At 71.0% G+C, this 12201-nt stretch carries 15 protein-coding genes; 2 read left to right on the top strand and 13 right to left on the bottom strand.

Annotated elements, in window-relative coordinates:
* Positions 1–19 precede the first annotated feature (19 nt).
* The 9 genes from ASF08_RS05015 to phnG all read right to left on the bottom strand — a co-directional run bounded on the left by ASF08_RS05015 (position 20) and on the right by phnG (position 7063).
* Positions 20–640 carry a pyridoxamine 5'-phosphate oxidase family protein gene (locus ASF08_RS05015; protein WP_018043928.1) on the bottom strand — a complete coding sequence of 207 codons (621 nt, stop codon included), beginning with the start codon at positions 638–640 and terminating at the stop codon, positions 20–22.
* 148 nt (positions 641–788) lie between these two features.
* On the bottom strand, positions 789–1325 hold the full coding sequence (phnN, locus tag ASF08_RS05010) for a phosphonate metabolism protein/1,5-bisphosphokinase (PRPP-forming) PhnN (protein WP_200931829.1): 537 nt from the start codon (positions 1323–1325) through the stop codon (positions 789–791).
* A complete protein-coding gene (locus ASF08_RS05005; protein WP_056142148.1) occupies positions 1325–2467 on the bottom strand; it encodes an alpha-D-ribose 1-methylphosphonate 5-triphosphate diphosphatase in 1143 nt (380 codons plus the stop codon). The genes phnN and ASF08_RS05005 overlap by 1 nt, the downstream gene beginning before the upstream one ends.
* Positions 2468–2496: 29 nt before the next feature.
* Positions 2497–3210, bottom strand: a complete 714-nt coding sequence (phnL, locus tag ASF08_RS05000; protein ID WP_018043925.1) for a phosphonate C-P lyase system protein PhnL — start codon at positions 3208–3210, stop codon at positions 2497–2499.
* Between the two features lie 11 nt (positions 3211–3221).
* The gene (gene phnK, locus ASF08_RS04995) at positions 3222–4010 is read right to left on the bottom strand and encodes a phosphonate C-P lyase system protein PhnK (protein ID WP_082473066.1); all 789 of its coding nucleotides are present in this window, start codon (positions 4008–4010) and stop codon (positions 3222–3224) included.
* A complete protein-coding gene (locus ASF08_RS04990) occupies positions 4007–4894 on the bottom strand; it encodes an alpha-D-ribose 1-methylphosphonate 5-phosphate C-P-lyase PhnJ (protein ID WP_056142144.1) in 888 nt (295 codons plus the stop codon). The genes phnK and ASF08_RS04990 overlap by 4 nt, the downstream gene beginning before the upstream one ends.
* Positions 4891–6003, bottom strand: a complete 1113-nt coding sequence (locus ASF08_RS04985; protein WP_056142140.1) for a carbon-phosphorus lyase complex subunit PhnI — start codon at positions 6001–6003, stop codon at positions 4891–4893. Before ASF08_RS04985 ends, ASF08_RS04990 begins: the two co-directional genes overlap by 4 nt.
* Positions 5994–6620: a phosphonate C-P lyase system protein PhnH gene (gene phnH / locus ASF08_RS04980; protein WP_056142138.1), complete on the bottom strand. Its 627-nt coding sequence runs from the start codon at positions 6618–6620 to the stop codon at positions 5994–5996. The genes ASF08_RS04985 and phnH overlap by 10 nt, the downstream gene beginning before the upstream one ends.
* Positions 6620–7063, bottom strand: a complete 444-nt coding sequence (phnG, locus tag ASF08_RS04975) for a phosphonate C-P lyase system protein PhnG (RefSeq protein WP_082473065.1) — start codon at positions 7061–7063, stop codon at positions 6620–6622. The genes phnH and phnG overlap by 1 nt, the downstream gene beginning before the upstream one ends.
* A gap of 120 nt (positions 7064–7183) precedes the next feature.
* Between phnG and phnF the strand changes: the two genes are divergently transcribed.
* Entirely contained in the window at positions 7184–7930 is a 747-nt protein-coding gene (gene phnF, locus ASF08_RS04970) for a phosphonate metabolism transcriptional regulator PhnF (RefSeq protein ID WP_056142131.1), read from the top strand.
* Between the two features lie 91 nt (positions 7931–8021).
* Here phnF and ASF08_RS04965 read toward each other — a convergent pair whose 3' ends face one another.
* Positions 8022–8465 carry a PACE efflux transporter gene (locus ASF08_RS04965; protein ID WP_056142128.1) on the bottom strand — a complete coding sequence of 148 codons (444 nt, stop codon included), beginning with the start codon at positions 8463–8465 and terminating at the stop codon, positions 8022–8024.
* A gap of 89 nt (positions 8466–8554) precedes the next feature.
* Here ASF08_RS04965 and ASF08_RS04960 point away from each other — a divergent pair, with 89 nt between their 5' ends.
* On the top strand, positions 8555–9463 hold the full coding sequence (locus tag ASF08_RS04960; RefSeq protein WP_056142123.1) for a LysR family transcriptional regulator: 909 nt from the start codon (positions 8555–8557) through the stop codon (positions 9461–9463).
* 26 nt (positions 9464–9489) lie between these two features.
* On the opposite strand, the gene phnE (ASF08_RS04955) is transcribed toward ASF08_RS04960, so the two are convergent.
* From phnE (ASF08_RS04955) to phnD, 3 genes are read right to left on the bottom strand one after another with little or no spacing between them, the layout of a single operon-like run.
* Entirely contained in the window at positions 9490–10341 is an 852-nt protein-coding gene (phnE, locus tag ASF08_RS04955; RefSeq protein ID WP_056142120.1) for a phosphonate ABC transporter, permease protein PhnE, read from the bottom strand.
* Entirely contained in the window at positions 10338–11216 is an 879-nt protein-coding gene (gene phnE, locus ASF08_RS04950) for a phosphonate ABC transporter, permease protein PhnE (protein WP_018043915.1), read from the bottom strand. The genes phnE (ASF08_RS04955) and phnE (ASF08_RS04950) overlap by 4 nt, the downstream gene beginning before the upstream one ends.
* Positions 11217–11258: 42 nt before the next feature.
* On the bottom strand, positions 11259–12185 hold the full coding sequence (gene phnD, locus ASF08_RS04945) for a phosphonate ABC transporter substrate-binding protein (protein WP_056142117.1): 927 nt from the start codon (positions 12183–12185) through the stop codon (positions 11259–11261).
* Between the last annotated feature and the right edge of the window lie 16 nt (positions 12186–12201).

Raw genomic sequence — 12201 nt, 5'->3', positions numbered from 1 at the left:
TGCGCCCGCCTGTCCTCGATCACCACATGGTGTGCTTGGCCTTTTCAGCCCACGTCGAATCGTAGACCTCGCCCCCGACTCGACCATGGCTCAGTTCGGCCAGAATCTGCCCGGGCGACGGCAGTGTCTTTGGGTCTACGTGGTTGGCCTGCTGCCACAGGCCGGATCGGATGAGGGCGCGAGCACACTGGAAGTAGACCTCCCCAACGGTGATGACCATCACGGTGCGGGGCGCTTTGCCATCGACGGCGAAGGACGCGCACAGGGTTCGATCGTCGTCGATGACCGCTCGGCCATTCACCCGCAGGGCGTTGCCGATGCCGGGGATCAGAAACATCAGCCCCACCCTCGGATCGCGCACGACGTTGCGGAGGCTGTCGATCCGGTTGTTCCCCCGGCGATCGGGCAAGAGAAGCGTGCGGGGATCAGCGACGCGGACGAACCCTGGACGATCACCACGGGGAGAGCAGTCCAGGCCTTCGGGACCAGCGGTGGCGAGGGTCGCGAAGGGCGCGACCTCGATGAAGCGCCGGTAATGCGGGGTGATGTGGTCCGCGACCTTGGCGGTGGACGCGTCAGCGACGGCGCCCCACTCCCCATAGATGCGCTCGAGTCCCTCCACCGTTTCGATCACTGCCATCGCTCGTACACCTCTTGGCCAATGGATGGGCTCTACCCCTCTCGCATGAAGCGGGGCGGCCGAAGCAGAGCGACGGCATTCCGTCGCCGGCTCGGCCCCGGGACCTACGGCCTCGATGGAGTGCGAGCCGGGAGCCGGAGTCGAACCTTCAGGCCGCCCGCTCGCGCAGATGCGCGATCAGCTCGGCCGCCGCGCTGTCCGGGTCGGTATCGTTCCGGATGGTGCATTCGGCCTCGATCGGAACGACGCGGTCGAGGCGGGCGCGCAAATCCCCATCCTCCGGCCGGCCCCGCGCGGCGAGACGGCGGGCGAGGATGTCGGGCGAGGCCGTGACGAACACGACGCTGACGCTCGGCTGGGCGAGGCGGGCCGCCTGGACGATACGGCGTGAGACGTTGCAGACCACCACGCGTCCGGCTCGCGCGTGATCCAAAGTCTCGCCCGGGATGGCGTAGCCGAGGCCGTGCGCACGCCAATGCAGGGCGAAGGCGCCGGAGGCCGCTCCGTCCGTGAACGCCTCCTCCGAGATCGCGACATTGTCCTCGTGCGCCGAGGGCGCGCGGGTCACGAGGCGACGCGGGAACACGAAGCGGGACTCGTGGGCGAGGGCCTCGCGTGCCAGGCGCAGCAGGGTGTCCTTGCCGGCCCCGCTCGGGCCGACGACGAGAACGAAGCCGCCGGGCATCACACCACCCGCGTGCCGGCGCGCCAGACCTGACGCACCACCGGCACGCCCCGGGCGAGACGGACGCGGACGAGGTCCGCGCGGAGAGCCGGCTCCAGACGGCCGCGATCGGTCAGCCCGGTGGCGCGCGCGGGGTTGGCCGTCACCGTGGCGATGGCGTCCGGCAGGGCAATGCCGGGCACGCGCTCGGGCAATCCGAACGCCGCCATCAGCAGGCTCGCCGGCACGTAGTCCGAGGACAGAATGCTGAGATAGCCGGCCTCCGCCAGGGTCTGGGCCGCGACGTTGCCCGAATGCGAGCCGCCCCGGATCAGGTTGGGCGCCCCCATCATCACGGTGATGCCGGCCGCATGCGAGGCTTCCGCCGCCTCGAGGGTAGTGGGAAACTCGGCGATCGCCACCGATTCATCGCGGGAGAGGGCGACGTCGGCCAGAGTGGTGTCGTCGTGGCTGGCGAGCGGAATGCCGAGCTCCCGCGCCAGGGCGACGAGGGCCGGGCGGTTGACGGCATTGAGGGCGTGGCCATCGCGCATCTTGCGCTCGGTGCTGAGCTTGATCTCCTCCAGGGAGCGGCCACCGCGCCCGGCATAGACGTAGTACTTGGCCACATCCCGGAACTGGCGCTGGCCCGGCGTATGGTCCATCAGCGACAGGAGGCCGATGGCATAGCGCCCGGCGAAGGCGCGCACGGTCTCGACCACGTCGGTCGAGGGGATCTCGCAGCGCAGGTGCGTGCGGTGCTCGGCCCGGAACAGGTCCGCCCCTCGCGCCTCCGCCAGGGCGGCGGCCAGGAGCTCGAGCTCGGTGCCGAGGCCGCTGCCATCCGGGTCGGTGCCGGCGCGCAGCGAATCGAACACCGTGGTGATGCCGGATGCAGCGATCTGCGCGTCGTAGGCGAGCACCGCCCCGAGGGGGTGCCAGCGCACGCCGGGGCGCGGGGCGTAGTGGCTCTCCAAATGGTCGGTGTGGAGCTCGATCAGGCCCGGGATGATCGTGTCGCCGGCGCAGTCGAGGCCGCGCTCGGGGGCACGTCCCGTGCCGATCTCGGCGATGCGCCCGTCGACAACCGCGAGCCAGCCCGTCTCGACCCGGTCGGGCAGAACGAGGCGCGCGTTCTCAAGGATCTCGACCCGGTCCGTCATGCCTGTCTGCTCCCGATCCTGTATCCGGTTCATGCGGCCATCGCCCCGCGGAAGGCTGCGACGTCGACGATGCGCGTCGCCACCGCCTCGCGGACATCCGCGTCGTGGAAGATGCCGAGGATGCCGGCGCCCGCCGCCCGCTTTTCGGCGATGAGCTCCACCACCACGGCCCGATTCTCGGCATCGAGGGAGGCGGTGGGCTCGTCGAGGAGCAGGATGGGCCGGTCGGCGATGAGACCGCGCGCGATGTTGACCCGCTGCTGCTCGCCTCCGGAGAAGGTCGCGGGCGGCAGACCCCACAGGCGCTCGGGCAGGTTGAGGCGGGCGAGCAGGTCGGCCGCGCGGGACCGGGCCGCCTCGGGCGCCAATCCCCCTTCGATTCCCGCGGCCTCCACCACGGCGCGGGCGCCGACGCGGGGGATCACCCGCAGGAACTGCGAGACGTAGGCCAGCGTCGTGCGGCGCAGGCCCAGGATCTCGCGCGGCGCGGCCGTGGCGAGGTCGATGACGCGGGTTCCGTCGCGGACCCGGATCGCGCCCGCGTCGCAGCGGTAATTGCCATAGGCCATCTTGAGGAGGGAGGACTTGCCTGCGCCCGAGGCGCCGCCGAGCACGACGCATTCGCCGGGATGGACCGCGAGGGTGGCGCCGGCGATCACCGGCAGCACGGCGCCCCCGCGCAGGTGCAGGGTGAAGCTCTTGGCCACGTCGTCGAAGGCGAGGAGGGGCGGAAGGGACGTCATGACAGGGGACGTCATGCGGCGAGCACCGAGGAGACGAGGAGTTGGGTGTAGGCGGCCTGGGGGTCGTCGAGGACCTGGTCGGTCAGCCCGGTCTCGATCACCCGGCCAGCCCGCATGACGAGGACGCGGTGCGAGAGCAGGCGCGCCACGGCGAGGTCGTGGGTGACGATGATCACCGCGAGGCCGAGCTCGGCCACCAGCCCCCGGATCATGTCGAGGAGGCGGGCCTGGACCGAGACGTCGAGGCCCGAGGTCGGCTCGTCCATGAGCACGAGGCGGGGCGCGGTAACGAGGTTGCGGGCGATCTGCAGGCGCTGGCGCATGCCGCCGGAGAAGCGCGTCGGCGGGTCGTCGACCCGGTCGGCGGCGATCTCCACGCGGGCGAGCCAATCGAGGGCGGTGGCGCGGATGCGTCCGTAATGGCGGTCCCCGACGCCCATCAGGCGCTCGCCGACATTGCCGCCGGCCGAGACCGCCATGCGCAGCCCCTGCGTGGCGTCCTGGCGGACGAATCCCCAGTCGGTGCGCATCAGGGCGCGGCGGTCGACGACGCTCAGCGCGGCGAGGTCGCGCGTCACGCCGTCCCGCATCCGGTAGGAGACCGTTCCGGCATCGGCCGCGACCTCGCCGGCGATGAGTGACAGCAGCGTCGACTTGCCGGAGCCCGATTCACCGACCACCGCCAGCACTTCGCCGGGATCGAGGGTGAAGCCGATGCCGTCGCAGGCGAGGCGGCGGCCGTAGCGCTTGGTCAGGCCGTCGACGTTAAGCAAAGGTTCGGGGAGCGGGGGTTCGATCACGCGGCCTCTCCCGTATGGCCGTCGGCGCGGCGGGTCTCGCAATGATCTGTGTCCGAGCAGACGAACATCCGCCCGCCGGCATCGTCGAGGACGACCTCGTCGAGATAGACGTCCTCCGCCCCGCAGAGCGCGCACGGGCGGTCGAAGCTCTGGACCCGGAACGGATGGTCCTCGAAATCGAGGCTGCGCACCCGTGTGTAGGGGGGAATCGCGTAGATGCGCTTCTCGCGGCCCGCGCCGAAGAGCTGGAGCGCGGGGCAATCGTCCATCTTGGGGTTGTCGAATTTCGGGGTCGGGGAGGGGTCCATCACGTAGCGGCCGGCCACCTCCACCGGGTAGGCGTAGGTGGTGGCGATGTGGCCGTGGCGGGCGATGTCCTCGTAGAGCTTCACGTGCATGAGGCCGTATTCGGCCAGCGCGTGGAGCTGGCGCGTCTCGGTCTCGCGCGGTTCGAGGAAGCGCAGCGGTTCGGGGATCGGCACCTGGTAGACGAGCACCTGCCCCTCGGCCAGCGGCGCTTCCGGGATGCGGTGGCGGGTCTGGATCACCGTGGCCTCGGCCGTGCGCGTCGTGGTGGCGATCCCGGCGGTGGCGGTGAAGAAGCGGCGGATCGAGACCGCGTTGGTGGTGTCGTCGGCGCCCTGGTCGATCACCTTGAGCACGTCGGACGCGCCCAGGATCGCGGCCGTCACCTGCACTCCGCCCGTGCCCCAGCCATAGGGCATCGGCATCTCGCGCGCGGCGAAGGGCACCTGGTAGCCGGGGATCGCGATGGCCTTGAGGATGGCCCGGCGGATCATCCGCTTCGTGCCCTCGTCGAGATAGGCGAAGTTGTAGCCGGTGCCCGGCGACGGCGTGACCTGGATTTGGACCTGCGAATTCATTCGGCGGCCTCCCGCAGGGTGGGTTCGTCCGGCTCGGCCGTCCGGGCGGCGTGCTCGGCGCGCAGGCGCCGGACGAGTTCCAGTTCGGCCTGGAAGTCGACGTAGTGCGGCAGCTTCATGTGCTCGACGAAGCCCGTCGCCTGCAGGCTGTCGCAATGGGCCAGCACGAATTCCTGGTCCTGGGCCGGCACCACCACGGCCTCGCCGAGTTCGGCCGCCCGCAGGGAGCGGTCCACCAGCGCCATGGCCATGGCCTTGCGCTCGCCCTGGCCGAAGACGAGGCCGTAGCCGCGGGTGAATTGCGGCGGCACCGCCCCGTGGCCGTGGAACTGGTTGATCATCTGGCACTCGGTCATGTCCACCGTGCCGAGGCTGACGGGGAAGCCGAGTTCCTCCGGCGTGAAGTCGAGCTCCACGGTCCCGACCCGGATCTCGCCGACGAAGGGGTGGGTGCGGCCGTAGCCGCGCTGGGTCGAGTAGCCCAGCGCCAGGATGAAACCCTCGTCGCCCCGCGCCAGCCCCTGGAGCCGCACCGCGCGGTCGGCGGGGTAATCCACCGGCTCGCGGGTGAGGTCGCCCACGGGCGCGCCGTCGTCCGGCGGCGAGGGTTCGAGCAGGCCCGCCTGCCCCAAAAGATCGGTCACCCGCGGGCAGGCGGCATCGGCCTCCGGCTCGGCCTCGGCGGCGGGTTCGGGGACGGCGCCGTCGGCCAGGGCGAAATCGACGAGGCGGTGGGTATAGTCGAAGGTCGGGCCGAGCACCTGGCCACCGGGCAAGTCCTTGAAGGTGGCGGAGATGCGCCGTGCCAGGGTCATCGCGCCGGTGTCGAGGGCCTCCGTGGCGCCGAAGCGCGGCAGGGTGGTGCGGTAGGCCCGCACCAGGAACACCGCCTCCACCACGTCGCCGCGGGCCTGTTTCAGGGCGAGCGCGGCGAGATCGGGATCGTAGAGCGACCCCTCGGTCATCACCCGGTCGACGAGGAGGCGCATCTGCTCGCGGATCTGCGCCACGGTGAGATCGGGCACCGCCGGGTCGCCGCGCCGGATTTCGGCCAGCAGCCGGTGGGCATTGTCGATGGCGGCCTCGCCGCCCTTCACCGCTACGTACATGGGATTGCCTCCGGGGTGACGGGGCGGGCCGAGCGCGGGAGACCGGCGAGGCGCCCGGGCGCGACGAGGAGACAGTCGACGCCCAGCGGGAAGCCGGAATGGTTCGCGGCCCAGCGCGACGCCCAGTCGGCGGGCAGGGGCCCGGCATCGAGGCACACGGTACCGCGGATGCCCGGCCCCACAAACGCGAGACCCGTCGCGTCGGACAGGGTCTCGACGGCGAGGATCAGGGTGGCGGAGGCATCGGGGTAGGCGGGGGTCCCCTGCGCGAAATCCGTAAAGGCCGGGCAACGGGCGGGATCGGCGATCAGCGCGAAGGCGGCCTGCCCAGGGGAGGCGACGATCGGCGCCCCGGTGTGGAAGCGCAGGAAGCCGGCCACCGCGGGTTCGGCCCGGAGCGGAGCGTCGAGCCAGACCGGCGTGTCGGCGTCGATGAGCGCCAGCGCCACGGCCGCGAGTTCCGGCGTGAGCGGGGCAGGTGGCGTAAGGGCGGTGTCCAGGGGGCGGATGCGGCCGGGCCGGCTCAGGGCCTCCATCGCGGCGCGGAACACCGCCTGCCCGTCATGGACGGGATCGGCGAAGCCATGGGCGAGCTGTGGAGCGAGGGTATGCGCCATCAATCCTCTCCCCGCGCCAGGGTGAAGAAGTTCACCCGGGTCGCCGCCACCTTGCGGGCGGCCTGCCGCGCCGCCTCCGCCCGTCGCGCGGCGATGGCGGCCAAGGCCGCATCGAGGACCGGGCGCGTCTCCGGGCGTTGCCAGTGCGCGTCGAGGATGGCCGCGAGGCGGGCGCGATCCCGGTCGCGCCCGAGATGATAGGCGAAGCCGGTCTCGCCGCCGGGCAGCCGCACCGCCGCTCTCGTCACCGTGGCCTCGCCGGCGTTGAAGGGCCGGCCGTCGCCGCCGATCCGCCCCCGGACCATCACGAGGCCGGTCTCCGCCGGGCGCAGATCCTCCGCCTCGGGCGTGATTCCGGCCTGCACCAGGGCGGCCAGCAACTCGGCCGGGCTGGCCTGGCCGGCCCGCTCCATCGCATGCCGGCGGGCTGCGGGGTCTGGCATCCCCGGCTCAGGTGGTGTTTGGCTGGCACTCGGCATCGATCGGTCTCCAGACATGTCTAGATGTATAGACAAGAGGATGATCAGGCGCAAGGATTTTCGGGCGGGCTATGCGAGCGATCCATGAATGAGGCGGGCGACAGCCCCGTGACAGCGCTCCGGCGCGGGGGCGGTCTCGCCGCCTGGCGGCAGATCGCGGACGCGCTGGCGGGCGAGATCCGCAGCGGGGCACTTGCCCGCGGGGCGCAGCTGCCGGCCGAATCGGCGCTCGCCACCCGTTTCGGTGTGAACCGGCACACGGTGCGCCGGGCGCTCGGCGTGCTTGCCGAGGACGGGCTGGTGCGCACCACGCAGGGCAAGGGCAGCTTCGTGGAGCAGGGCCCGATCCCCTATCCGATCGGGCCCCGGACCCGATTCTCCGAGATCGTCACGCGCACGGGCCGCGAGGCCTGGGGCGACTTGATCGCGGCCGCGACGGTGCCCGCCGATGCGGGCTGGGCCGAGGCCCTGGGGATCGCCCCCGGCGCACCGATCCTCGAACTCCATACCGTGCACCGGGCCGACGGCGCCCCGATCTCGACGGCCCGGACCTGCCTGCCCCTGCCGCGCTTCTCCGGCTTCGACGCGGCCTACGCCGCCAGCGGGTCGATCACCCGCGCCTATGCGGGCTACGGGGTCGCCGACTACACCCGACTCTCGACCCGGATCGGCGCCCGCCCCGCAGACGCCGAGGAGGCGGCCCGCCTCGACATCGCCCCCGGCCGCAGCCTGATCGTCCTGTCGAGTGTGAACGTGGACGGCGACGGCCAGCGCATCCAGGCCACCCGCAGCCTCTTCGCGGCCGACCGGGTGGAGCTGGTGGTGGAGTGATCGGCGTCTGCGCGACCACGATATCGTCGACCCAGGCGACCGGGCGCGTGGACACGCAATCCAGCCGCCGGCGGAACGGCTCGCCTGCGGTTCAGGCGGACGGCTCGGCTGCGGCCTTGCCCCAGTTCGGCAGGGGAAAGGCGCGGTCGTAGGTCAGGTTGAAGAGGAAGGCGTAGACCACGTAGAAGGCCGCGATCGTCAGATCCATGAAGAAAGCCTGCGCGAGGCCGATGCCGAGATACCAGGCGATCGGCGGCAGCAGGATCATGAGCAGGCCCGCCTCGAACAGCACGGCGTGCCCCACCCGCAGGAGGAGCCCCTTGTGCGTGTGCCCAACGAGCCGCTGCATCGCCCGGTCGAAGCCGAGATTGTAGACATAGTTCCAGGCCGTCGCGATCAGGGCGCTGCCGATGCCGATCACCCCCATGTCGGAGGCGTGCAGCCCGAACAGCACGGTGCCGAACGGGACGATGAGGGCCAGCCCGAACAGCTCGAACAGGAGGGCGTGGCGGATACGGTCACGGGTGCTGCGCATGGTCTCGTCTCGAAAAGCCTCGTTGGTTCGTGGCTTTCTATCTGCCATACCCCGTCCGGCAAGTTAGAACGTATCTGAGGATCAGATAGATGGCGGTCTCGCTGGACCAGCTCCAGGCCTTCGTGGCAGCGGCCGAGGCTGGGTCCTTCTCCGGCGCCGCCCGCGTGCTGCGCAAGGCGCAGTCGGCCGTCAGCACCCAGGTGGCGAATCTCGAGGCCGATCTCGGGGTCACGCTGTTCAGCCGGGCGGGCCGGAACCCGGTGCTCACCCCGGCGGGGGAGCGGCTGCTGTTGGAGGCGCGCGTGGTGCTGGACCGGCGCGAGCACCTGATCGGCCTGGCGAGCAGTCTGGAGCAACGGGTGGAGAACCGGCTGGTGGTCGCCATCGACGAGCTCTATCCCGAGCATGCGCTGGGCGCCCTGTTCGCCGACTTCGCCCGGCACTTTCCCTTCGTCGAGCTGGAACTGCTCTTCCCGCTGATGGAGGATGTCAGCCGTATGGTGCAGTCCGGCGCCGCCGACCTCGGCGTGATGTGGCGCCAGGAGGTGCTGCCCACGGAACTCGGCTTCCAGACCATCGGCTGGGTGCCGCTCAAGCTCGTCTGCGGGCGCGACCACCCGCTCGCCAAAGCGCGGGTGGAGTGGGAGGAACTGAAGCGGCACCGCCAGATCCTGGTCGCCGCGCGCAGCGACGGGCCGGAGAAGCGCCGCCTGCGGGTGGCCGCCGAAGTGTGGTGGGTGGAGAGCCACTGGGTGATCCTGGAGCTGGTGAAGCACGGGATCGGCTGGGCCTTCGTCACCGACCACGTCATTGCCGCATCCCTCACCGCGCCGCACCTCGTCACGCCGGACCTGCAGTTCGACGCGGGCGACTGGCCCATCGCCCTGGAACTGGTCTGGCACAAGCAGCGGCCCTGCGGCCCCGCCGCGACCTGGCTGCGCGCGCGCTTCGCGGCGGAGCGGATCGGCCCCGTCTCCCGGGACGGACAGATGGGCTGACGGGGAGGGCCGGGCAGACCTCCCGCTCAGGTCGTCACGCCGCCGATCAGGGCCCGGCGCAGGCGGCCGGAGACGGCGTCGATGATCGCCACGGTGATGAGGATCATCAGGATCAGGAAGGCGACCTGGCGCAGTTCGAGGACACGGATCAGCTCGGTCAGGTACTGGCCGATGCCGCCCGCGCCGACGATGCCGATGATGGTGGCCGAGCGGGTGTTCGACTCGAAGAAGTACAGCACCTGGCTGCCGAGCACCGGCAGCACCGCCGGGATGAGGCCGAAACGGATGCGGTGCAACTCGGCGCCACCGGAGGCGGAGACGCCCTCGCCGGCCTTGCCGTCGACGGTCTCGACCGCCTCCGAGAACAGCTTGCCCAGCGCCCCGACATCCGCGCAGGCGATGGCGAGCGCACCGGCGAAGGGGCCGAGCCCGACCACGTTGATCCAGATCAGCGCCCAGATCAGCACGTCGACGGAGCGCACCACGTCGAGGCCGCGCCGGACGGTGAAATGCACGAAGGGATTGGGCACGACGTTGCGGGCGGCCAGGAACGCCACGGGAAACGCCAGGATCGCCGCCGTCAGCGTCCCGATGAAGGCGATGCCGAGGGTCTCGGCGAGCGCCTGAAGGAAGGCCCAGGCCCGCCCGCCGGTCTCCGGCGGCAGCATCAGCAGACTGAACTCGCCGAGGCGGCCGAGGCCATTGAGAAGGCGGGCAGCGGAGAAATCGAGGCGCACCAGCGCGTAGCCGGACAAGGCGACGAGGGTGGCGAGGGCGAGCCCCGCGAGGAGGCGGGCGCGCCAGGCCGGGCGGAAGCTTTCGGGAAAGCGCCGGCGCAGGGCGGCGATCTCGGCCGGATCGATCTCGGGACCGGTCATCGCAGGCTCCCGAGAAGGTGGTGGCGCAGGCGCTCGGTGCCGAGGTCGATCGCCATCACGGTGAGGATGATCAGGACCAGGATCGCGCTGACATCGGCGTAGTAGAAGTTGCGGATCGCCACGAGGAGCTCCTGCCCGATGCCGCCGGCGCCGACGAATCCCATGACGCCCGCGCCCCGCACGTTGATCTCGAAGCGCAGCAGCCCGTAGGAGACGAAGTTCGACAACACCTGCGGCAGCACGGCGAAGCGCAGGGTCTCGATCCGGCCGGCCCCGGCGGCGGTGAGGCTCTCCACCGGCTTCATGTCGATGTTCTCGACGACTTCCGAGAACAGCTTGCCCAGCGCCCCCGTGGTATGGATCGCCAGCGCCAGCACGCCCACCATCGGCCCGAGGCCGAAGGCGATGACGAAGAGCAGCGCGAACACGATCTCGGGCACCGTGCGGCAGAATTCGAGCCCGCGCCGCACCAGGAAACAGGCCGTCCGGCTGCCGGTCACGTTGGCGGCGGCGGAAAAGCACAGGAGGACGCCGCCGATGGCCCCCAGCAGGGTGCCGAGATAGGCCATCAATAGGGTCTCGCCGAGGAGAGCCAGCCATTTCGGCCAGCCCCAGTACCATTCGGCGAGGTCCCCCGGCAGGTTCGCCAGGGTCAGGTGGGGCAGGATCTGGGCGATGTAGTCGGTGAACCGGCCGATATTGGCCGCGAGCACCAGGGGACGCACCTCGGCGGCATGGGCGGCGAGCCCGGCGAGGACGACGATCACGGCGAGGCCGGCCCAGGTCCGGCGCCGGGTCGCGGAGACGGCCGCGTCGTAGGCCCCCGCCAGGGCGGAGGCCCGGTGCGGGGGCAGGGGCGCGATCCGCTCAGGCATCGGTCGTGACCGGCGTCGCCGCGTGGATCGGGACAGGTCCGGTCAAGATTTGCGGCGCTGGTCGTCGTTGAACTTCAGCATCTCGATGATCGGCTGGTAATCCTTCAGGGTCACGGCGGTGAAGCCCTGATCCTTGCCGTCCGAGAGCCGGTCGAACGCGGCCTTGTCCGCCGTCGGCATCGCCACGAGGGCGTCGCGGATCTTCGCCTTGAGGTCGTCGGGCAGGCTCGCCAGCATGGCGAAGGGCCCCTCGGGGAGGAAGTCGGACTTGAACACGACACGGAAATCGGCCTGCGTCAGGGGCGTGCCGTCGGGCTTCTTGAGCATGCCCTTGGCGGCCATGCGGGTGACCATGGTGTCGGTGTCGGTGTTGTAGAGGTTGGCGGCCGCATCCACCGTGCCCTGGACGAGGGCGAGGACGGCGTTCTCGTGGCTGCCGGCATAGACGGTCTTGCCGAAATGCGCGTCGACCGGGTGGCCGGCCTTGTGCAGGAAGAAGCGCGGCGCCTGGTTGCCGGAGGTGGAGTTGGGGTCGACCAGGGCGAGGTTCTTGCCCTTCAGGTCCTCGATCGTCCTGTAGGGGCTGTCGGCCCGCACGTAGATCACCGAGTAGTAGCCCGAGGCGCCGGTGTCGTGCTTCTGGTTGACGATGGGCTCGATCTTGACGCCGGTCATCACCGCGCGGGCGAAGGAGGCGGGACCGTAGAAGGCGAGCTGGGCGTTGCCGGCGCGCTGACTCTCGATCACGGCGGCGTAGTCGTTGGCGATGCGCAGCTTGACCGGCACGCCGAGGGCCTTCGACAGGTAGGCGGTCATCGGCGCGTAGCGGTCGGTGGTGCCCGACGCGTTCTCGGCCGGGATCACCGCCAGGGTCAGCTCCGGATAGGTCGCCTTCCAGTCCTGCGCGGCGGCCGGGACGGCGAGGAAGGCGAGCGCGAGGGCTCCGGCGAGGGATCGGCGGGTCAGCATGGGAATCTCCCGGAGG

The sequence above is a fragment of the Methylobacterium sp. Leaf85 genome (assembly GCF_001422125.1).
Taxonomy (GTDB): domain Bacteria; phylum Pseudomonadota; class Alphaproteobacteria; order Rhizobiales; family Beijerinckiaceae; genus Methylobacterium; species Methylobacterium bullatum.
The sequence above is the reverse complement of the archived record's forward strand: the minus strand, read 5'-3'. Positions and strand labels throughout refer to the sequence as shown.